Origin of the sequence: Streptomyces sp. NPDC059256, from assembly GCF_042753785.1 — a bacterium.
Lineage (GTDB): Bacteria > Actinomycetota > Actinomycetes > Streptomycetales > Streptomycetaceae > Streptomyces.
In genome coordinates this window covers 1,010,534-1,032,638 of the sequence record NZ_JBHYZO010000001.1, presented here as the reverse complement: position 1 = coordinate 1,032,638, position 22,105 = coordinate 1,010,534, and the positions used below count along the sequence as shown (strand labels likewise).

General features: G+C 69.3%; 15 protein-coding genes. 8 read left to right on the top strand and 7 right to left on the bottom strand.

Annotated features, from left to right (window positions below; all coding sequences use genetic code 11):
* Positions 1–94: 94 nt before the first annotated feature.
* The 5 genes from sigJ to ACFXJL_RS04395 all read right to left on the bottom strand — a co-directional run bounded on the left by sigJ (position 95) and on the right by ACFXJL_RS04395 (position 5,570).
* A complete protein-coding gene (gene sigJ, locus ACFXJL_RS04415; protein WP_384689053.1) occupies positions 95–985 on the bottom strand; it encodes an RNA polymerase sigma factor SigJ in 891 nt (296 codons plus the stop codon).
* A gap of 159 nt (positions 986–1,144) precedes the next feature.
* On the bottom strand, positions 1,145–2,176 hold the full coding sequence (locus ACFXJL_RS04410) for a hydroxyacid dehydrogenase (RefSeq protein ID WP_384689050.1): 1,032 nt from the start codon (positions 2,174–2,176) through the stop codon (positions 1,145–1,147).
* A gap of 72 nt (positions 2,177–2,248) precedes the next feature.
* The gene (locus ACFXJL_RS04405) at positions 2,249–3,022 is read right to left on the bottom strand and encodes an SDR family oxidoreductase (RefSeq protein ID WP_358876443.1); all 774 of its coding nucleotides are present in this window, start codon (positions 3,020–3,022) and stop codon (positions 2,249–2,251) included.
* 10 nt (positions 3,023–3,032) lie between these two features.
* A complete protein-coding gene (locus tag ACFXJL_RS04400; RefSeq protein ID WP_384689046.1) occupies positions 3,033–4,544 on the bottom strand; it encodes a multicopper oxidase family protein in 1,512 nt (503 codons plus the stop codon).
* 348 nt (positions 4,545–4,892) lie between these two features.
* Positions 4,893–5,570, bottom strand: coding sequence for an MOSC domain-containing protein (locus ACFXJL_RS04395; RefSeq protein WP_384689043.1), 678 nt, complete (start codon positions 5,568–5,570; stop codon positions 4,893–4,895).
* Between the two features lie 80 nt (positions 5,571–5,650).
* Here ACFXJL_RS04395 and ACFXJL_RS04390 point away from each other — a divergent pair, with 80 nt between their 5' ends.
* Positions 5,651–6,580: a LysR family transcriptional regulator gene (locus tag ACFXJL_RS04390; protein WP_358876440.1), complete on the top strand. Its 930-nt coding sequence runs from the start codon at positions 5,651–5,653 to the stop codon at positions 6,578–6,580.
* Between the two features lie 289 nt (positions 6,581–6,869).
* Here ACFXJL_RS04390 and ACFXJL_RS04385 read toward each other — a convergent pair whose 3' ends face one another.
* Positions 6,870–7,235 (bottom strand): WhiB family transcriptional regulator, encoded by a 366-nt coding sequence (locus ACFXJL_RS04385; RefSeq protein WP_384689040.1) that lies wholly within the window; start codon positions 7,233–7,235, stop codon positions 6,870–6,872.
* A 429-nt stretch (positions 7,236–7,664) separates the two neighbouring features.
* On the opposite strand from ACFXJL_RS04385, the gene ACFXJL_RS04380 reads away from it, so the two are divergent.
* From ACFXJL_RS04380 to ACFXJL_RS04365, 4 genes are all read left to right on the top strand, one after another.
* The gene (locus ACFXJL_RS04380) at positions 7,665–8,276 is read left to right on the top strand and encodes a response regulator transcription factor (RefSeq protein ID WP_003948568.1); all 612 of its coding nucleotides are present in this window, start codon (positions 7,665–7,667) and stop codon (positions 8,274–8,276) included.
* 253 nt (positions 8,277–8,529) lie between these two features.
* On the top strand, positions 8,530–9,105 hold the full coding sequence (locus tag ACFXJL_RS04375) for a sigma-70 family RNA polymerase sigma factor (RefSeq protein WP_358876438.1): 576 nt from the start codon (positions 8,530–8,532) through the stop codon (positions 9,103–9,105).
* 326 nt (positions 9,106–9,431) lie between these two features.
* Positions 9,432–10,934 carry an IMP dehydrogenase gene (guaB, locus tag ACFXJL_RS04370; protein ID WP_358876437.1) on the top strand — a complete coding sequence of 501 codons (1,503 nt, stop codon included), beginning with the start codon at positions 9,432–9,434 and terminating at the stop codon, positions 10,932–10,934.
* Positions 10,935–11,084: 150 nt separating this feature from the next.
* Positions 11,085–12,209: a GuaB3 family IMP dehydrogenase-related protein gene (locus ACFXJL_RS04365; protein ID WP_329022296.1), complete on the top strand. Its 1,125-nt coding sequence runs from the start codon at positions 11,085–11,087 to the stop codon at positions 12,207–12,209.
* A 188-nt stretch (positions 12,210–12,397) separates the two neighbouring features.
* Here the strand turns inward: ACFXJL_RS04365 and ACFXJL_RS04360 are convergent, their stop codons facing one another.
* Positions 12,398–13,627: a nucleotide sugar dehydrogenase gene (locus ACFXJL_RS04360; RefSeq protein ID WP_358876436.1), complete on the bottom strand. Its 1,230-nt coding sequence runs from the start codon at positions 13,625–13,627 to the stop codon at positions 12,398–12,400.
* A gap of 456 nt (positions 13,628–14,083) precedes the next feature.
* Between ACFXJL_RS04360 and ACFXJL_RS04355 the strand changes: the two genes are divergently transcribed.
* From ACFXJL_RS04355 to ACFXJL_RS04345, 3 genes are all read left to right on the top strand, one after another.
* Positions 14,084–15,790 carry a glycerol-3-phosphate dehydrogenase/oxidase gene (locus ACFXJL_RS04355; protein WP_358876435.1) on the top strand — a complete coding sequence of 569 codons (1,707 nt, stop codon included), beginning with the start codon at positions 14,084–14,086 and terminating at the stop codon, positions 15,788–15,790.
* A gap of 262 nt (positions 15,791–16,052) precedes the next feature.
* Positions 16,053–18,800: a protein kinase gene (locus ACFXJL_RS04350; RefSeq protein WP_384689034.1), complete on the top strand. Its 2,748-nt coding sequence runs from the start codon at positions 16,053–16,055 to the stop codon at positions 18,798–18,800.
* Positions 18,801–18,971: 171 nt separating this feature from the next.
* A complete protein-coding gene (locus ACFXJL_RS04345; RefSeq protein WP_384689032.1) occupies positions 18,972–22,040 on the top strand; it encodes a serine/threonine protein kinase in 3,069 nt (1,022 codons plus the stop codon).
* Positions 22,041–22,105 lie beyond the last annotated feature (65 nt).

Genomic DNA, 22,105 nt, shown 5'->3' with positions numbered 1-22,105 from the left:
CCGGCCGCCGCGCCGCTCGTACGGAAGTGGTGAGCGCAGTACAGAGAAGGGCCCGGTGCTTCCGTCGCGGAAGCACCGGGCCCTGCTCGTGCGTTCACTGCCGGGGAAATCCCGGAAGCGTCAGTTCCAGACCGCCGAGCCGCTCTGGATCGGCGAGGATGTGGATCGCCACGATCCGGCCACCCGTGATGGTGAATCCCATGATCGACAACGGTTGTCCACCGGGTGCGGTGAGCACTCCCGCACCCCCGTTGACCAGCACCGGCCGTGCGTACTGCGCGTACTGACGGAACTGCATCGCCTGCCCGGCGACCTTCCGTGCGCCGCGCACCTCCTTCGAGGACATCATCGGCGCGCCACCGACGTCCGCCCGCAGGACCACGTCCGGGGCGAGCAGGGCCACCAGTGCCTCGAAGTCACCGCCGCGTGAGGCCGCGAGGAAGGCTTCGACCACCGTGCGCTGGCGGGGGAGGTCATCGGGTACCGCGGTGGTGCCGGTGCCCCGCACCCTGCGCCGGGCTCGGCTCGCGAGTTGCCGGGTGGCCGCCGGCGACCGACCCACGACGGGGGAGATCTCGTCGAAGGGCACGCCGAACATGTCGTGGAGCACGAAGACGAGCCGCTCGGTCGGACCCAGGGTCTCCAACACCACCAGCAGCGCCAAGCCGACCGAGTCCGCCATCAGCGCCTCGTGCTCCGGATCGCTCACCGCTTCCGTCTGGACGACCGGGTCGGGTACGCGCACATCGAGGGAGTCCTCACGGCGTGCGGTGCGCGAGCGCAGCATGTCGAGGCAGACCCGTCCCACGACGGTGGTCAACCAGCCGCTGAGGTTCTCGACCCCGGCGGCTTCCGTGCGGTGCAGCTTCAGCCAGGCTTCCTGGACCGCGTCGTCGGCCTCGCTGAGCGAGCCGAGCATCCGATAGGCGACCGCCTTCAGCCGCGGTCGTTCCGCGGTGAAGCGTTCCGTCAGAAAGTCATCCATGCATCCGCTCCTGAGCTCCGCCGGTCCGTCTCTCCCGGGCTCCCGGGTCCCGGCTTCCTGGTCTCCCGCGCCTTCCCAGATATGACGGATCCATCGGCACACATGTGACCGCCCGGCCCCGCCCGATCGGCCGCCACGCTTCGCCGGGTGCGGCAGTCGCTATGCGGAGCGGTCGAGCGACCCGATCGGTACGGGCTCCGCGAACGGTAGCCCCCGGCCGAAGCGTTCCAACTCGTCGAGGGCGAAATCCGCCATCCGGTGCAGCTCATTGCCGAGTGAACCGGCCACGTGCGGAGTGAGCAGCACATTCGGCAGCTCGTAGAGGGGGGAGTCCACGGGCGGTGGCTCGCTCTCGGTCACATCGAGGACCGCCTGCAGCCGACCTGCGGACAACTCGTCGATGAGCGCCTGCTCGTCGACGAGCGACCCACGGGAGGTGTTGATCAACGTGGTGCCGTCGCGCATCAGGGCCAGCCGCCGCCCGTCGATCATCCGACGGGTCTCCGGCACCTCCGGAGCGTGTACGGAAACGATGTCGCTGGCGCGGCACAACTCATCCAGATCGACCCGTACGACCCCGAGGGCCTCGGCATCCGCCGTCGTGCAGAAGGGGTCGTACAGCAACACGCGCAGGTCGAACGGGCGAAGCAACTCGATCACGCGGCGGCCGATGCGGGACGCCCCGACGATCCCCACCGTACGGCCGTGGTTGCCCAGGTCGGCCAGTGCTTCGGCCTGACCGTCGAGGGACCGCGACCGTGCGTAGCGCCGGGCCGATGCGAGGACCCCCTTTCCCGCGAAGAGGATCGCGGCGAGGGTGTACTCGGCGACGGGCAGCGCATTGACGCCCGCGGCGGACGACACGGAGATGCCGCGCTCCCAGCAGGCGTCGGTGATGTGGTGCTTCACGGAACCCGCCGCATGGACGACCGCCCGCAGCCGTGGCGTACCGGCGAGCACCCCGGCGGTGAGCGGAGGTGCACCCCAGCAGGTCAGCAGCGCATCGGCGGAGGCGAGCGCGGCCATCACCGCGGGGGACGGATCGGTCAGGTCATGGGCGACCAGCCTGGGATCGGTACGGGCGAGGGAGGTGAGCCGCTCCCGGTGGCGCTCGGTCAGCAACCGTTCGGCGACTCCCGGACCCATGGCGAGGAGGACCCGGGGGCGGTCATCGGTGTGGCGCTTGCTCATGGTGGAACCGGGCTCCCTGCTGCCGGTCGGGTTGGACGGTCTCCTGCGAGCCGTTCCTGCGAGCCGTTTCGGCTACTGCGGTCCGTACTTGCGTCCCGTCTTGGAGGTGATCCCCCCGAGCACGCTACGCGGGGCCAACTTCACCAGCCCCATCAGCGCCTTGTACCGCGGGTCGGGGATCGAAACGGTCTTCCCCCGCGCCAGGTCGGCCAGCGCTGCTTCCACCAGCTTGTCCGCGTCCAGCCACATCCAACCGGGGATGTTGTCCGTCCCCATCCCGGCCCGCTGGTGGAACTCGGTCCGTACGAATCCGGGGCACAGCGCCATCAAACGCACTCCCGAGCCGGCCAGGTCCCGGGCGGCTCCCTGGGTGAACTGCACGACCCACGCCTTGGAGGCGCCGTAGGTCCCGCGGGGCATGAAGGCGGCGACCGAGGCCACGTTGACCACACCGCCCCGACCGCGTTCCTGCATCGAATCGGCGGCGGCCGAGGTGAGCCGCAGCACCGCCTCGCAGTGGACCTTGAGCATCGTCAGCTCGTCCGCCATGGAGACCTGGAGGAAGCGCCCCTTGTTTCCGAAGCCGGCATTGTTGACCAACAGGTCCACCGGACTCTTCCGATGGCGCAGCCGATTCTCCACGGCCAAGATGCCCGGTTCCTGCGAGAGGTCGGCCGTCAGCACCTCGGCCTCGATGCCGTGGCGGTCGTGCAGTTCGGTGGCCTGCTCCTGCAACCGCTCGGTGTCGCGGGCCACCAGCACCAGATTGTGTCCATCGGCGGCGAGCCGCCGGGCAAAGGCGGCGCCGATGCCCGCGGTGGCTCCCGTGATCAGTGCAGTCGTCATATGCGGCACGTTAGTGCCCCGCATGGGACTCCGGTGCACGCACGGTCCCTGCTTTCTGCCCCTTCTCGACGACCACGAACTGACCCATCATTCCCAAGTCTTCGTGGTACAGCAGATGGCAGTGGTACATGTACGGGGTGTTGGGGTCGGCCGGCCCGTCGAAGCGCATCGCAAGCTTCACGGTGGTGTCGGGCGGGATGAGGACGGTGTCCTTTGCGCCCCGCAACTCCGGCGAAGGCTGTTTGCCATTGACTTCGAGAATACGGAACTGCACATCGTGCACATGGAAGTTGTGCGGGGTTCCATGCTCATTGCGGACGGTCCAGGTCTCGGCCGTACCGCGGGTGACGGTCAGATCGATCCGGTCCATCTTCATCTCGCGACCGTTGATACTGCTGGTCACCAGCCCGAAGTAGCGCTCCCGCACCGAGTCCGACCCATCGGGCACCTCGGGTTCGGCCAACTCGAACGGCAGTTCGGGGGAGGGGCGGAGGACTTTGTCCGCCCGCAGTTCCAGAATGTCGAACGTGTCGTCGCCGCCGGCCAATCGCCGCTCCCAGCTGCTTCCGTATCCCTCGTGCGGAAAGCTCCTGAGCACCGCGCGCTCACCGGGTTCCATCCGTACGACTATCTCCGCGCGTTCGCCGGGTGACAGCTTGATGCGATTCAGCCGCAGCGGCTTTTCCCTTAGTCCGCCGTCGGTTGCCACCATCGAGAACGAGCGGTCGTCGGCGAATCCGAAGTCGTAGATCCGTGCGGTGGAGGCATTGAGCAGCCTCAGCCGTATCAGTTCATCACTGACCGTCCGATAGGGATCGAGCGTGCCGTTGACCATGGTCCGCTCACCCAGAAAACCGGTGTCGCGGAGAAGCCCGCGGTCGAAGTCGAGTTTCCCGTCGTCGAGGGTCACGTCCTGGACCATGACCGGGAGGTCGTCCACTCCATAGGTCTTCGGGAGCGCGAGGGTGGCCGAGGCGTCGTCATCGAGCAGGAACATGCCGGCCAGTCCGCGCTGTACATGCTTCTCGGTCCTGCCGTGGGGATGCGGGTGGTACCAGAGTGAGGCGGCGGGCTGGTCCACCGTCCACTGCGGGGTCCAGGTGTCGCCCGGCTCCACCATCTGGTGCGGGCCCCCGTCCATCTTCGCGGGGAGGTGCATCCCGTGCCAATGGACGGTGGACCGCTCGTCCAGGGTGTTCTTGATGCGGACCTTCACCTTGTCGCCGCGCTGAGCGCGCAGGGTCGGCCCCAGATGGGCACCGTTGAAGCCCCAGGTATCGGCCTTTTTGCCGGCGGTGAACTCCTTCTGACCCGCCTGCATGGTCAGTTCGAAGAGTTTGGTGCCGTCCGCCTCGACGGTCGGTCGGGCCAGCGGGGGTATCGCGAGCGCCTCGCTGAAGCGGGTACCGGCGGTGGAGACGTCGGCGCTGGTGTAGATCCAGGAGGCGGCGGCACCGAGAACGGCCGCGAGCACGGTGACGACCGTGCCGGTGACGATGAGGATGCGCTTGAGCCGGGGCATGGCTGTAGCGTTTCGATCTCTGACTGCCGCGGGCATCGGGGACAGCCCCCAGTCGTCCCCCAGGCGCTCGCCGCCTCCCCTCAGGGAATACCCCCAGGGCCACCCGGATCCGACGGGCGATCCGGGTGGTGTCGCGGGGTTGCGGCCCCGACCGTCCGGGGTGCACCGGTGGAGAGCTTCTGATGATCACCGGGGGTGCGGCTCATGAGGGGCGCAGTCGATCGGCGGGAGGATCAGTGCCTTGTGCGGGCGACTACGGCGGGCCGTACGGGGTCGGCCCCGTCAGATCAGGTCCGGGCCGTTGCCCCGTCAGGTCAGGCCCCCGGGCCGTTGCCCCCGACGCGGTTCTCAGGCGATGCCCCTCTTCTCCATGTACTCCCGTGCCGTCGCAAGGAGCCCCTGGTGGAGCGCGTCGCCCGCGGCCAGGACCTGCGGCAGCAGTGCGCGCTCGACGGTCTGGGCACGGAACGCCATGGTGACCGTCACCCCGTGGTCGGGGCGGTGGACGATCTCGATCGCGTCGCCGGCCCGGATCTCGCCGGGTTCGATCACCCGTAGATAGGCGCCGGGTGCGGCGTGCTCGGTGAAGCGCCTGACCCAGCCCCGTTCGCCCAACCAGGACGCGAACGTCCGACAGGGCACCCGGCCGTGCGTCACCTCCAGGACCAACCGGTCGCCGATCCGCCAGCGCTCGCCGATCCGTGCGCCGTTGACATCGAGACCGGCCGTCGTGAGGTTCTCCCCGAAGGAGCCGTTGGCGAGGGGGCGCCCCAACTCCCCCTCCCAGAAGTCCAGGTCCTCCCGGGCGAACGCGTACACCGCCTGGTCGCTACCGCCGTGGTGGCGCAGATCGCAGACGGCGTCCCCCGCGACACCGCTGCCTCCCACCCCTCGCGGGCCCGGCTCCGCCACTCGTACCGCGCCCTCACCCCCGACGGGGCGCTTGTCGATTCCGGTGAGACCACCGGGGTTCGCGGTGTAGTCGACGGCCCGGGGTGTGCCCACATTCACGGTCAGCAGCTTCATGGCACCACGCTAATCGCTGCAAACTCAAATGAATCAGTTGATAATTGCCGATACATCCAAGTGTCGCTTATATTGAAAGAATGATCGAGGCCCGACATCTCCGAGTGCTCCGCGCGGTGGCCACGACCGGCTCCTTCTCCGCCGCGGCCCGCACCCTCGGCTGCACCCAGCCGGCAGTCAGCCAGCAGATGAAGGCGCTGGAGACCTCCGCGGGCACCCCCCTGCTGATTCGTACGGGCCGGGAGATGCGGCTGACCCAGGCCGGACAGGCGCTGGTGCGCCATGCCTCGGGCATCCTTGCCGGCCTCACTGCCGCCGAGGAGGAAGTCGCCGCCATCGCGGGGCTGCGCGCCGGCCGGGTCCGGTTGGTCTCCTTCCCCAGCGGCAGTTCCACCCTCGTCCCCGCCGCCCTCGCCGCATTGCGCGCCGCCCACCCCGGTACCCGTGTCTCGCTGGTCGATGCCGAGCCGCCGCGCTCGGTGGAGATGCTCCGCGACGGGGACTGCGATGTCGCCCTCGCCTTCCGCTACGGCAAGGGCGACATCGCAGTCGGGGTCGGCGGAGAAAGTTCCGGCGATTCGGCTGAATGGGACGATCTGGTCGTCCGGCCGTTGCTCACGGACCGTCTGGTGGGGCTGGTTCCTGAAGATCACCGCCTGGCGGACGCCGGTACGGTCACCATCGCCGATCTTGCCGAGGAGCCGTGGATCGCGGGCTGCCCGCGCTGCCGTCGCCAGTTGGTCGAAGTCTGCGACGCGGCCGGTTTCACCCCCCGCATCGACTTTGCCACCGATGACTCACCAGCAGTGATCGGCCTGGTCAAAGCGGGTTTGGGGGTGGCGGTGCTGCCGGAGCTCGCATTGGAGACGGTGCGACTCCAGGGCACCCGCACCATCACGCTCGACCCACCTGTCGAGCGGGAGATCGTCGCGCTCACCCTTCCCGACCTCTCACAGGTGCCGGCGGTCGCGGCCACCTTGGACCAGCTGTCGTCGGTCGCCTCCCGCTGAGGGGCGAGGAGGTCCCGCCCGGGCGCCCCCGCGATGCCAGGGCGCTTTCGTGCGGGTCGCGGCTCAGTGGGGGCGGCTTTCCGCGGTGGAGCGGTACGCGATGGTGCGAGCGCACCGGGCCCCTCCGGTCCGTCGATGTCGAGCCACGGCGCCCGGGTGCGCTCCGGCGCACCGCGGGTCACGGAGCCGCGATGACGGCCCCGGTCGGGTCTCTCCGTTGCGGAGCACGCTCCCGGCAGGAAGCGGCTCCCTCATAGAAGAAACGTTTCTGCGAAGGTCGGGTCGGGCGTCAGCCCCGTGACGCCCCGGCTGTTGCTCCGGTGGTGCTTCCCGTGGCGCTCGCACCCTGAGACGCTCCGGTCGACGGAACCAGGCGGTGACGCGCACGACCCATGAGCTCTTCGCGTTCGTCCTCGGTGAGCCCGCCCCAGACGCCGTACGGCTCCCGTACGGCGAGCGCGTGTGCCGCGCACTCCGCGCGGACCGGGCATCTCATGCACACCTCTTTCGCCGAGTTCTCGCGCGCACTTCGCGCCGCGCCCCGTTCGCCTTCGGGGTGGAAGAAGAGCGAACTGTCCACCCCGCGGCAGGCCGCGAGGAGCTGCCAGTCCCACAGGTCGGCGTTGGGTCCGGGAAGGCGGGAGAAATCTGCCATAGCGCTTGCCCCTTGAAACCGTGCTGAGTTGTCGGTCAGTTGGCGCACGAGTGGGGGATACGAGTCGTATCCGACACCGCACCATGCCCCACGACCGTACATCTACTATCTAAGTAGATGTAAATATGACTCATTACGAAAATAGCCTCATGGGGCATCTAAAGTGAAGAAACGCCGCTAAATGGGGCATAACGCTTGAATGGAGAACCGTTCCCGCGGTTCGGGCGGCCCTGTGTGCGGGCCCTCACATAGAGTGCCGAAGAGGGCTGACGGACCCGTAACTCTTTCGAGTGACCATCGTTGGTAGGGCTGAGGCGGTTGAAGGAATAGGTGCTCGGGCACATGTCCGAGTGCGTTCAACCGCACAGGTGACGAAACGTACCCAGCCTGGAGGCACAAGGTGACGCGCATCAGCTGCGGAGGGCGGCCATGACTTCCGTCCTCGTCTGCGACGACTCCCCGCTTGCCCGAGAGGCGCTCCGCCGCGCGGTTGCGACCGTGCCCGGCGTCGAGCGTGTGACGACCGCGGCCAACGGCGAGGAAGTCCTCCGCCGCTGGGGCGCGGACCGCTCGGACCTGATTCTGATGGACGTACGGATGCCCGGTCTGGGCGGTGTGGAGACCGTGCGCCGTCTGTTGTCCGCCGATCCCGGCGCCCGGATCATCATGCTCACGGTCGCCGAGGACCTCGACGGGGTCGCGCTCGCGGTCGCCGCCGGAGCCCGTGGCTATCTGCACAAGGACGCATCGCGCGCCGAACTGCGAGCCACGGTCACGCAGGCACTCGCCGATCCGACCTGGCGGCTCGCTCCCCGGCGGCTTCGCTCGGCCGAGATGGGCGCCGCACCCACGCTCACCGCGCGGGAGATCCAGGTCCTTGAAGGTATGAGCCACGGCCGGTCCAACGCGGAGATCGGCCGGGAGCTGTTCCTCTCCGAAGACACCGTGAAGACCCACGCCCGCAGGCTTTTCAAGAAGCTCGGAGCCTCGGACCGGGCGCACGCCGTCGCGCTCGGATTCCGCTGGGGCCTGGTGCGTTAGACACCGGACATGGGGTGCCCGGGGGGTGCGATCTACCCCGCTCGCCGTACGGTGGGCGGGGAAACGGCCCGCACGGGCGCCCGTTTCCCTCGCGATGCCGCATTCTTGAGGGGTGGAGTTCCTCGGGGACGAGTCCAGCGAGCGGAAGGGGAGGGCGCAGGCAATGAGTTCCAGCGCACCTGCTCATAACGCTTCGGTGCACAACATGGGGCGCGGTGCCACGGATCAGCGGCCACCAAGGCACCATGGACCGATGCGTGACGACCAGACCACGGTGATCGGCGCGCTCGTTCACCGTGCTGTCGACGGAGACGAGCAAGCCACGCACGATCTACTCGCACATGTCCATCCGCTCGCGCTGCGCTTCTGCCGCACCCGGCTCAACCGGCTGCCAGGTGATGCGCGCCACTTCGTGGAAGACCTCGCTCAGGAGGTCTGCGTTGCGGTGTTGATGGCCCTACCGCGCTATCGAGATACCGGAAAGCCGTTCGAGGCTTTCGTCTTCGCCATCGCTTCGCACAAGGTCGCCGACCTTCAGCGGGCGGCCATGAGACATCCGGGGTCGACGGCGATTCCTTCTGATGAGATGCCCGAGCGTCCCGACGATTCACTGGGGCCCGAGGAGAGGGCACTGCTCAGCGATGATGCGGAGTGGGCCAAGAGACTCCTCGCCAGCCTGCCGGAGAACCAGCGCGAGCTGGTGGTGCTTCGGGTCGCCGTGGGGCTGACCGCGGAGGAGACGGGACAGATGCTCGGAATGTCGCCCGGTGCGGTGCGGGTCGCCCAGCACCGGGCCCTGAGTCGACTGCGGGCCCTGGCGGAGCAGTAGGGCCGGTCCGGGCTTGATGGCCGCCCGGTGTGGACACGGCAGTGGTAGGGCCGGCCGCCCCGGAAACGTACAGCGCAATCCTCTGCCCCGGACGCCCGTCCGGGGCAGAGGGCTTTCCACGGGGCCAACGTGATCAGCGCCACCCGGATCTTCGGTTCGGCCGCGGAATGAGCCGTCACCGCCCTCTTTGCGTATGACTTCGCACCAGATCGTTCGTACGTACGAACACACAAAGCCGGCGAGCGATCTTGATCGTGGAATGGGACGGCGTTTCAGGCCGTTAGCATGGACATCCGCACCGATCAAGGCCATTTGGGGAAGGTGTCATGACCAACGTCGACGGAGTGCCCGAGAAATTCGCGACACTCGGGCTGACCTACGACGATGTACTGCTGCTGCCGGGCTCTTCCGACATGGCCCCGGACCAGATCGACACCGCCTCGTATCTCTCGAAGAACGTGCGGGTGAACATCCCGCTGCTCTCCGCGGCGATGGACAAGGTCACTGAGTCCCGCATGGCGATCGCCATGGCACGGCAGGGCGGCGCGGGTGTCCTCCACCGCAATCTCTCCATCGCCGACCAGGCCAATCAGGTCGATCTGGTGAAGCGTTCCGAGTCGGGGATGGTGACCGACCCCATCACCGTGCTGCCGGACGCCACGCTCGCCGATGCGGACCGCCTCTGTGCGAAGTTCCGCATCAGCGGTGTTCCGGTGACGGACCGCGCCGGCAAGCTGCTGGGCATCGTCACCAACCGGGACATGGCCTTCGAGTCGGACCGCACCCGCCAGGTGCGCGAGGTCATGACGCCGATGCCGCTCGTGACCGGCAAGGTGGGGATCTCCGGTGTCGACGCCATGGAACTGCTGCGCCGCCACAAGATCGAGAAGCTGCCGCTCGTCGACGAGGTCGGGATCCTCAAGGGCCTGATCACGGTCAAGGACTTCGTCAAGGCCGAGAAGTACCCGATGGCGGCCAAGGACAAGGAAGGCCGGCTGCTCGTGGGCGCGGCCGTCGGAGTCGCCGGCGACGCGTACGAGCGTGCCCAGGCCCTGATCGAGGCGGGTGTCGACTTCATCGTCGTCGACACCGCGCACGGCCACTCCCGGTTGGTCGGCGACATGGTCGCCAAGATCAAGTCGAATGCCGCGGGGGTGGACGTCATCGGCGGCAACATCGCCACCCGCGACGGCGCCAAGGCGCTCATCGACGCCGGTGTGGACGGCATCAAGGTCGGCGTGGGACCGGGCTCGATCTGTACCACCCGCGTGGTGGCCGGCATCGGAGTTCCCCAGGTCACAGCGATCTACGAAGCTTCCCTCGCGGCCAAGGAAGCCGGTGTTCCGGTGATCGGCGACGGCGGCCTCCAGTACTCGGGTGACATCGCCAAGGCCCTGGTGGCCGGCGCTGACACGGTGATGCTCGGCTCGCTGCTCGCGGGTTGCGAGGAGTCGCCCGGAGAGCTGATGTTCATCAACGGCAAGCAGTTCAAGTCCTACCGGGGCATGGGCTCGCTCGGTGCGATGCAGTCCCGTGGTGAGCAGCGCTCCTTCTCCAAGGACCGCTACTTCCAGGAGGGCGTGGCCTCGGACGAGAAGCTGGTGCCCGAGGGCATCGAGGGCCAGGTTCCCTACCGCGGTCCGCTGTCGGCCGTCGTCCACCAACTGGTGGGCGGGCTGCGCCAGTCGATGTTCTACGTCGGCGGGCGCACGGTGCCCGAGCTCCAGACCAACGGCCGCTTCGTACGGATCACGTCGGCGGGGCTCAAGGAGAGCCACCCGCACGACATCCAGATGACGGTCGAAGCACCGAACTACAGCAAGAAGTAGGCCCAGCAGAACCTCGTAGGCACCCAGGGGCGATTTCCGGCCCGGGCCGCTGGCGGAGATCCGCCAGCGTTGTCCGAGCTCCGGAACCGCCCCTGTGGTGTGCGTCGGGGATACTGGTAGGCGCAGACGTAGAGGGAAAGGCCACACAAGGTGACTGAGATCGAGATCGGGCGCGGCAAGCGCGGTCGCAGGGCGTACGCATTCGATGACATCGCCGTCGTACCGAGCCGGCGCACGCGCGACCCGAAGGAGGTCTCGATCGCCTGGCAGATCGATGCCTACCGCTTTGAGCTGCCCTTCCTTGCCGCTCCCATGGACTCCGTGGTCTCTCCGAGCACCGCGATCCGCATCGGTGAGCTGGGAGGCGTCGGCGTACTTAACCTTGAGGGCCTCTGGACGCGCTACGAGGACCCGCAGTCGCTCCTCGACGAGATCGCCGAGTTGCCGGTCGAGGCCGCGACCCGTCGTCTCCAGGAGATCTACGAGGCCCCGATCAGGGAAGAACTGATCGGACAGCGCATCAAGGAAGTCCGTGACTCGGGCGTGGTGACGGCCGCAGCGCTGTCTCCGCAGCGGACCGCGCAGTTCTCCAAGGCCGTCGTCGACGCGGGTGTGGACATCTTCGTCATCCGCGGCACCACGGTCTCCGCCGAGCACGTTTCGGGGGCCGCCGAGCCGCTCAACCTCAAGCAGTTCATCTATGAACTGGACGTGCCGGTCATCGTCGGCGGGTGCGCCACCTACACGGCCGCCCTCCATCTGATGCGTACCGGCGCTGCGGGTGTGCTGGTGGGCTTCGGCGGTGGAGCCGCGCACACCACGCGCAACGTGCTGGGCATCCAGGTGCCGATGGCCACCGCGGTCGCGGATGTCGCAGCGGCCCGCCGTGACTACATGGACGAGTCCGGCGGTCGCTATGTGCACGTCATCGCCGACGGCGGAGTGGGCTGGTCCGGCGACCTGCCGAAGGCCATCGCGTGCGGTGCGGACTCGGTGATGATCGGTTCCCCGCTGGCCCGTGCGACGGACGCTCCGGGCAAGGGCCGTCACTGGGGCATGGAAGCCGTCCACGAGGACGTGCCGCGGGGCAAGCTCGTGGACCTGGGCATCGTGGGCACGACGGAGGAGGTCCTCACCGGCCCCTCGCACACCCCCGACGGCTCGATGAACTTCTTCGGTGCGCTCCGCCGCGCCATGGCGACCACGGGCTACAGCGAACTCAAGGAGTTCCAGCGCGTCGAGGTGACGGTGGCTGACTCCCAGCACCGGCGCTGACTCCCGGCGCCGGCGCTGACTCCCGGCACCGGCGCTGGCTCCCGGAACCGATATCGGTGGCCTGGCGGGCCGGCGGTGGACGGCTTGAGTCGTACGAAGGGCCCGGCACCTCGTTGGAGGGGTGCCGGGCCCTTCGCCGTACGTCCGTGCGGTGTCCGCTCAGGGGCGCTCAGGGATGCGCTCGGGGGTTACAACCGATGTGCGGCGCCCACCGGGGTGGCTCCCCGGGTGTCGAGGAGCAGTTGGGCCTTGACCGAGAGTCCTTGCAGGTCATAGGTCCGATGCTGTTGGAGCAGCACGGTCAGGTCGGCTCCTGCCGCGGCCTCGTACAGGGAATCGGCACGCGGTACGGGGCGCTCTCCCACCCGCCAGTCCTGCACATAGGGGTCGTGGTAGCTGACGGACGCGCCCAGATCCATCAGTCGGCGGGCGATCTCGGGGGCGGGGGAGCCCTGGAGGTCGCCCAGGTCGGGTTTGTAGGTCACGCCGAGCAGGAGGACCCGGGCGCCGCGCGCAGACTTGCCGTACTCGTTGAGGAGGGTGGCGCACCGCTGGCTGACGTACTGCGGCATCCGGGTGTTGATCTCCCGGGCGAGACCGACCATCCGCAGCGGTCGACCGGGGTGCGGCAGGGTTCCCGGGTCCAGGGGGACGCCGTGGCCGCCGACCCCCGGGCCGGGGCGGAAGGGCAGGAAGCCGTAGGGCTTGGTCTCGGCGCAGCGGATGACGTCCCAGAGGTCGACGCCGAGTTCATGGCAGAGGACCGCCATCTCGTTGACGAGGGCGATGTTGACGTGCCGGAAGTTGGTCTCCAGGACCTGTACGGTCTCGGCCTCGCGTGGTCCGCGGGCGCGGACGACCTTGTCGGTGAGCCGGCTGTAGAAGGCGGCGGCGGATTCGGTGCAGGCGGGGGTGAGGCCGCCGATGACCTTGGGCGTGTTGGTGTAGTCGTGGGTCCGGCTGCCGGGGTCGGTGCGGCCGGGGGAGTAGGCGAGGTGGAAGTCCCGCCCGGCCCGTAGGCCGGAGCCCGCTTCCAGGAGTGGGCGGAGAAAGGTCTCGGTCGTACCGGGTTGGACGGCGGATTCGAGCAGCACCGTGGTGTGGGGGCGGAGCCGGGCGGCGAGGGCGCGCGCCGCGTCGCCGAGGGCGCTGAGATCGAGGTCGCCCTGGCCGTCCGGTGGGGTGGGCACGCAGATGGCGGCGGTTCGTACGCGACCGAGTTCGGCCGGGTCGGTGACGGTTCTGAAGCCGCCCGAGAACATCTTGCGGATGTCGGCGGGGGTGCGGCCCGCCGCTGGTTCGGTCAGGTGCCGGGGGTCGGGGGCGTAGCCGATGGTTTCGATACCGGCGGTGACGGCGGCCTGGGCGAGGGGTAGGCCGTGGTGTCCGAGTCCGATGACGGCAAGATCTGCGGGCATGGCGTTGGCCGTCCTTCCCATAGCCGGAGGGGAGCGTTGACGCAAGCCCTGTGGGCGAAACGGGCGGTGCGCAATGTCAGACTAGGCGTAAATATGACCGATATGCCGCATTGCGGGCTCGTGGGTGGGTGAGTGTTATCCACAGGCGGTGGCTGAAGTCGGAGAGTGCGGACAGAATCGATGGTGTGAGTCTGACCGCGGGGACCTGTGCCCGGCCGGTCGGCGCTCATGGGCCCATGGACCACGGGTCCCGCGCAGGCCCGGGCCATCCGGGTCCTCGCCGGTCCCGGTCGAAGGGTCCGGCCGGTCCGGGCACCGGACGCCCGGCCGTGCGGGCTTGCGCCTGGCCGGCCAGACCCATGGACCGCGGGTCCGTGGGCAGACGGTCCAAGCGAAGTTCGACAGCGGGGCCACGGACCCCGGCAGGGGTACGCGGGGGCGACGGGAGGCATCGCAGTGAAGACAGCGAGACTGGGACCCGAAGAGCGCGTTCAGGCGCTCGCCAGCATGGCCGAGCGGGAACTGGACGTGCTGGTGGTCGGCGCCGGAGTGGTCGGCGCGGGCACTGCACTGGACGCGGTGACGAGAGGGCTCTCCACCGGACTCGTCGAGGCCCGGGACTGGGCTTCGGGCACATCGAGTCGCTCCAGCAAGCTCATCCACGGCGGACTGCGCTATCTGGAGATGCTGGACTTCGCCCTCGTCCGTGAGGCACTCAAGGAGCGGGGCCTGCTGCTGGAGCGACTTGCCCCCCATCTGGTCAAACCCGTGCCCTTCCTCTACCCCTTGCAGCACAAGGGCTGGGAGCGGCTCTACGCCGGATCCGGCGTCGCGCTCTACGACGCGATGTCCGTGTCCTCGGGCCACGGCCGTGGACTGCCCACCCATCGCCATCTCTCGCGCCGCCACGCCCTGCGGGTCGCCCCTTGCCTGCGGAAGGACGCGCTGGTCGGCGCCTTGCAGTACTACGACGCCCAGATGGACGACGCCCGCTTCGTCGAGACCCTGGTGCGCACAGCCGCGAGCTACGGGGCGCAGGTCGCCAGCCGATCACGCGTGGTCGGCTTCCTCCGTGAGGGCGAGCGGGTCGTCGGCGCCCGGGTGCAGGACGTGGAGGCGGGCGGCGAGTACGAGATCCGGGCCAAGCAGATCGTCAACGCCACCGGGGTGTGGACGGACGACACCCAGGCCCTGATCGGCGAGCGCGGACAGTTCCACGTACGGGCGTCGAAGGGCATCCACCTCGTGGTCCCGAAGGACCGCATCCACTCCACCACCGGCTTGATCCTGCGCACGGAGAAGTCGGTCCTCTTCGTCATCCCGTGGGGCCGCCACTGGATAGTGGGTACGACGGACACCGACTGGGACCTCGACAAGGCGCACCCCGCAGCCTCCAGCGCCGACATCGACTATCTGTTGGAGCACGTCAACTCGGTCCTCGCCGTGCCGTTGACACGCGACGACGTCCAAGGGGTGTACGCGGGGCTGAGGCCGCTGCTCGCCGGTGAGTCGGACGCCACCAGCAAGCTCTCGCGCGAACACACGGTCGCCCATCCCGTCCCGGGGCTCGTCGTGGTCGCCGGTGGGAAGTACACGACCTACCGGGTGATGGCGAAGGACGCGGTGGACGCGGCGGTGCACGGGCTCGACCAGCGGGTCGCCGACTGTGTCACCGAGGATGTGCCGTTGGTCGGTGCCGAGGGATACACGGCCCTGTGGAACGCCCGCGCCCGGATCGCGGCGCGCACCGGTCTGCACGTGGTTCGCGTGGAGCACCTGCTCAACAGGTTCGGTTCCCTGACGGAGGAGGTGTTGGCGCTGATAGCGGAGGACCCCTCTCTGGGTGAGCCGCTCACCGGCGCCGACGACTACCTCAGGGCCGAGGTCGTCTACGCCGCCTCCCACGAAGGGGCGAGGCATCTGGACGATGTGCTCACCCGGCGTACTCGGATCTCGATAGAGACCTTCGACCGGGGTGTGCGCAGTGCGCGGGAGTGCGCCGGGCTGATGGCATCGGTTCTGGGGTGGGACGAGGGGCAGATCGACAAGGAGGTCGCCCACTACAAGAAGCGGGTCGAAGCGGAACGCGAGTCGCAGCGGCAGCCCGACGATCTGACCGCGGACGCTGCGAGGTTGGGCGCACCCGACATCGTGCCCTTGTGATTGCGCCCCCGTTGTGATCCTGTTGCTCTGGCGATCCCGGTCCGCGCGGAGCCTGCGGCGGTGACCGTCTGAACCGCGAGCCGCATGTCGAGCGTTGACACTGTGGGTGGCCCCCGACTTCGGGGTTGTGCCCGGTGCTCCGCGGACCCGGGAGAGATGACGATCCCGGGGTGAGGGACAATGAAGCCTCTGCCAGGGCGTGTTACCGCATCGCGCGGGAGCGGCAGGCGCGGGCGAAGATCATGGATCGCAGAGGGGACGCATGTCGGAGGCGGAACAGTCGCGGGAGCCCCAGCGGGACAAGTCGAAGGAGCCCAAGGCGTCCAGCTCTCAGCGGGATGATGCGGGTCGTTCTCACACTGGTTCCGGTGAGCGGGCTGACGCGGCGTCGGGGGAGGCCGGTACGGCGGCGCAGTCGCCAGAGCGCAGTGGCCAGGGCTCCGGCGCGGAGGCAGGTGTGAAGCTCGGGACGAAGACCTCCGGTGTGCGGGGAGCGTCGGCCGATGCCGACTCGGCGTCGGGGGAGGGTGCCAGGACCGAACCCAAGGCCGACGCACCACAGGAAACTGATGTTCCGTCGGCCGTCGCCTCGGGCCGTGGCGCGGCCGGAGGGAAGGCATCCGGTATCTCCGGAGGCCGGCTGGACACGGCGGACGAGACCGGAGCCCGTGGTGGCGACAAGGTCGCGCCGCCCGCCTCCGGTTCGGACGAATCGACTCGGGTGCCCCGGCAGGCGACCGGCAGCGAATCCATCTCGGTGGAAAAGGGCGATCGGCAGGCCGACGGCACCTACCCGTCCTCCGTCCGTGCTGAAGCGCCCGACACCGGAGGGTCCGCGGAATCCGCGGAATCCGCGGAAGACGAGGGGCGCTCCAGCGGGGGGAAGGGTGCAAACCCGTCCGACGAGGGGCTGCCCGCCGATCGCGCATCGGCCTCCGACAGGGAGGCTCCGGCCCGAGACGGATCGACGGACCGCGCCACGGGCGAAGGCCGCTCATCCGGCAGGGAAGTGACGTCCCACCAGGACACCCCGCAGGACTCCCCCGGGGACACGTCTGCGGCCCGGGGTGAGCCCGCCGGCAGGACCTCCGCGGCTGCGGATCGCGCCGGCCGCAACTCCGGGCGGGGCACCGCCTCGGGCGGAGGGCGCCAGGACTCCGAAGGACGACTGCTCGCCGGCCGGTACCGGCTCGGCGGAGTGCTCGGACGCGGCGGGATGGGCACGGTCTGGCGAGCGGTCGACGAGACCCTCGACCGCACCGTCGCCGTCAAGGAACTGCGCTTCCCCACCAGCATCGACGAGGAGGAGAAGCGCCGCCTGATCACCCGGACGCTGCGTGAGGCCAAGGCCATCGCCCGCATCCGCAACAACAACGCCGTGACGGTCTTCGACGTCGTCGACGAGGACGACCGGCCCTGGATCGTGATGGAGTTGGTGGAGGGCAAGTCCCTCGCCGAGGCGATCCGCGAGGACGGCACCCTCACTCCGCATCGCGCCGCCGAAGTGGGACTCGCGATCCTGGACGTCCTGCGCTCCGCCCATCGTGAAGGCATCCTGCACCGCGATGTGAAGCCGTCCAACGTGCTGATCGCCGAGGACGGGCGGGTTGTCCTCACCGACTTCGGGATCGCCCAGGTCGAGGGCGATCCGTCGATCACCTCCACCGGCATGCTCGTCGGGGCGCCCTCGTACATCTCGCCGGAGCGGGCGCGCGGCCATCGACCGGGGCCCGCGGCCGACCTCTGGTCGCTCGGCGGACTGATCTACGCGAGCGTCGAAGGCTGCCCTCCGTACGACAAGGGCTCGGCGATCGCGACGCTCACCGCGGTGATGACCGAGCCGCTCGACCCGCCGAAGAACGCGGGCCCGCTGGAAGAGGTCATCTACGGCCTGCTGGCGAAGGATCCGGCACAGCGCCTGGACGACGCCGGTGCTCGGGCCCTGCTCACCAAGGTGGTGTACGCCCCGCCGCCGGCGCCCGAGCCGCCGCGGGACGCCACCCGCGCCATGGTTCTCCCCAGTGCGCCGCCACCGCTCCCGCCCCCTCCGGTCGTCCCGCAGGATCCGGCGGCCGACCCTCGGCGCGGTGCGTCGGGCGCAGCGTCCGGCGCCGCCCTGGCCAAGGAGCCCGACACCGCCGCCAGTGCCATGCAGCAGGACGGGGGGACGCCGCCACCCAAGCCATCGACCCCGCCCGTGCAGCGGGCCGCGGGTCGTGCCGCGATCACCGACGTCGTACCGCGGCGCACCCTGGTCATCGTGGCGATCGTGGTGGCCCTCGCGGTGATCGCCGGCGTGGTGTTCGCCGTCATCAACGGCACCGACGACGACAAGGACCCACAGGCGAAGCCGGAGTCGACCACGTCCGCCAACACGGGCCAGGAGTCCAAGACGGGCGCCCCGGGGACCAGCGGCGAGAGCGGCAAGGAAGACGGCAAGGAAGACGGCAAGGAGCCCACGAAGAGCGCGAACCAGAGCCCGGGCGCCGGACAGGGCAGCAATCCCAAACCGTCCACGACGCCCAGTACCTCCCTGCCCACGGGGAACGGCCTGCCGGCCGGGTACGCCCTGGTATCCGACGACGAGTTCCACTTCACCATCGCCATGCCGAAGGGCTTTAAGCGCACTGGCACGGCGGGGCAGAACTCAGGCGCCATATTCAGCGAGAACGGTGGCTTCCCGCGGCTTCAGGTGGACTTCAACGACAGCCCCAAGGACGACGCCAAAGCCGCCTGGAGCGCCGCGGTCCGGGCAGTCAGCGCGACCAGCAACGGATATGTGCACCGGGGCATAAAGACCGTCGAGTACAAGGGCTATCCGACGGTCGCCGATTGGGAGTTCGAGCGCGAGCAGCAAGGGCAGCGGGTTCGGATACTCAACCGGGGATTCAAGGTCGACGCCCGCCGCGGATACTCCATCATGATCACTTGTCCAGCGGCCGGATGGGACGCCGCGGAGTGCGACACGCTCCGTAAGACGGCGTTCGCCACATTCGCACCCAAGGAATGAGGCGGGCCACGTATCGTGAGAGCGCGCGGACGGTCCGCAGCCGCTCCATGCCGTTGAGTGACCGGAACTGACGGGTATTGACCAAATAGTGGGTCCGGGGTTTGGCCGCAGCTCCCGGAAGCACGTTGAAAGACAGTCGAAGACGGTGCGGCAGGCTTGCGGGGAGGCGACATGGACGAGTACGCGGGCAGGGTGCTCGCCGACCGGTACCGCCTGCCCCTACCGCCGTCGGACGAGTACGAACTGGCGGAGACCAGGGCGTTCGACACCTACAGCGGGCAGGAAGTACTCGTTCGACAGGTGCCGCTGCCGGAGATCGTCGAGGCCGAGGTCGTCGACGCCGACGGTCTCATGGCCGCTGTCGCCCCCCGACGCGGAGCCCACGGGCGCTCTGCGCGCGATGCCACAGACCCCTCGGTGGCGCGCGCTATCGAAGCTGCGCAGGCCGCGGCCAGGATCCCCGACCATCCGCGGCTGGACCAGGTCTTCGACGTGTTCGCAGAAGCGGGTTCGCTGTGGATAGTGAGTGAACGCGTCGCCGCGAGGCCGCTGGCCGCCCTGCTCGCCGAGCGTCCACTGGGTCCGTACCGGGCCGCCGAGGTCGCCTCCGACGTGCTGACCGCGCTGATGGTGCTGCACGCCCATGGTTGGACCCATCGGAACATCACGGTGCGCACGGTCCTGGTCTGTGACGACGGCAGGGTCGTCCTCACCGGGTTGGCGGCCGGCGCCGCCGAGGAGGCCCTGTGCGGCTACTCGCCGATCCCCCAGGAGTTCCCGGAGCCCGAGGCGCTTGAGTCCTCGCTCGACGAGTACGACGGTGGCGACGACTACAGCAGTGGCGACGAGTACGACGACGGTGGCGAGTACGAGTACGGCGAACGCGACGCCGATCACGAAGGCCATCCGGGTCTCGCCGGCCATGCGGAGCCTGACGGTTACGACGAGCACGACGGCTACGGCGGGGTGTACGCCGCCCACGAAGACGTACATGAAGACGCTCATCAAGATGCCCATGAGGATGTCCCCGGGCGTGACCGCGGCGGATACCGCGCGGGCGAAGAGGCCGATCCGTATGGCGGCTTCGTCCCGTCCCAGGGCGTGGGCCCCGCGGATCGCGGCGACGACCCGTACGAACGTTACGACTCCGCGGACGACGGCCGTGGGGGTCCGCCGAGCCCCTATGGCATACCTGCCGAACCCGGCCTGGTACGCCCCTTTGCGTCCCGGCCGGGCGAAGACCCACCGGCAGGCGTGCCCGACGCACGGGCCGCCCGCGCCGGTGCGATAGCCGCCTACCGCGCGGGCGCGCAGGCCGCGGCACGCATCACGGAGGACCAGCGCCTTGGCGGCCCTCCGGTGCAGACGGGCCACGACCCCGACTGGTGGGCGCGGAAGCCCAGCGACCTCACCAGGGAACCCGTCCAGCGCGACGGGCACGATGACGTCGAAGATCACGGCGATCACGGCAATCAGGGCGATCAGGGCGATCAGGAGTCAGACCGGCCCGGACGGCTCCGCCTCACCGGTACCTGGCAGGACGCACCCTTCCCCGGGCAGGACGGCCCGCCGCCGCTGCCCGCAGGCGGCGGATTCGAACCGCGGCACAACCCCCATCGCAACAGCGACCCCTACGGCGTTCGGCAACTGCCGCCGAGCCGGTCCGCAGACCGGCTCCCCGACCAGTCGCCGGATCAGTCCACCGGGCACGGCCAGGAGCAGCAGTCCGAAGGCGATCGAGTCCTGGGGCAAGGCCGGGACGACGAAGCCGATTTCAGGGCGCTGCCCGCGCCGCGCACCCCCAGCACACCGGCCATCTCGACGGCGGGCGGTTGGGACGGCCGCGGCGGAGCGGGCGGCGAGGCGATGCGCGCCGACGCCCAGCGCCAATCGAGCCTCCCCGCCGTCGCCCCGCCGACCCCGGTGGGCTGGGACCAGGTCCGGGCCGACGTAGAAGTCCCCGTTCACCATGGGCCGGCGACCCCCTTGGCGGCCGAGCGGGCCCGGCAGGCCAGGATCACGGTCGTCGGTGCCGTGACCGAGCGCTGGGCCCCCGAGCAGGCCGGCCCGGTGCATGAGAACTGGCAGTTGGCGGCCCCGGTGGGCCCCGCCACCGACCTCTGGGCGCTGGGCGCCCTGCTCTACCGGTGCGTCCAGGGCCACGCCCCGTATCCCGAGGAGAACGCAGCCGAGCTGGTGCAGCTCGTCTGCTCGGAGCCGCCTGCCTTCGCCGAGGAGTGCGGGGCGCTGCGTCCGATCGTCGAGTCTCTGCTGCGTCAGGACCCCACCGAGCGACCGGACTTCGAGGAACTGCGCGGCTGGCTGCGTTCCCTGGTGCGCTCGGCGCCCGAGCCCGAGGCCGGAGTGGACGTCGTACCGCTTCCCTCGCCGCCCATCAAACCGGACAGCAGCAGGCTTCCCGTCATCCGCCGGCGCGGTGAGCTGGTCCGGCGGCGGCGTACCAACTCGGAGATGGTGCACGGGCGGCACCGCCACAAGAAGCCGCGCGAGAAGCGGCGCCGAGCGGGGGCGCTCGGCCGCACCCTGCTGATGCTCATACTGTTGCTGCTGGCAGGGGCCGTCGCCTACGCCCTGTTCTTCATGCCGAAGGCCGAAGAACAGGACCGCACCGCACCCCAGGGCACCACGGGACCGCAGGCCACCCAACCGGCGCCGTCCGGACAGAGCCCCGACCCGGGTCGCACCCCGACCTCCGGACCGGCGAAGCCGACGAAGAGCCCCCGCTCGCAGCAGCCCCAGACATCACCGCCGAGCGTGGGCGATCTGCCGGCCGGCTATGTCCTGCGCAAGGACCCCGAGGATTTCCAGGTGGTCGTGAACAAGGGGTGGGAGCGCCGTCCGATGAACGACATCGGCCAGGTCCGCTACAGCAACGGCGACTTCACCCTCATCATCGTTCCGGGCCGTGACAGCGTGCAGACGAGTGGCGACGACCCGATGGTCTACCAGCAGGACAAGGAGCGTGAGCTCCAGCCCTTCCGTGACTCGTCCTGGGCGGGGGTGACCGGTCAGCGCCGTATCGAGGTGGGCCAGCGGGTCATGGCCGAGGGTCAGTACACCTGGGAGGACACCAATGGCCGGAACGTCTTCGTCCGTAATCTGGCGATGATCCTCGACGGCCGCTACCACGTGGTCCAGGTGATCGGTCCCGACGATCAACGGGACAAGATCAACGAGGCGTACCGCGAGGCCGCGGACAGCTATCGCGCTTCCAGCTGACTCCCGGCCGCCCGAGCTTTCGGTGCGGTCCTCGACGGCCCGCTCGGCAAAGGGTTTTGAGCAGG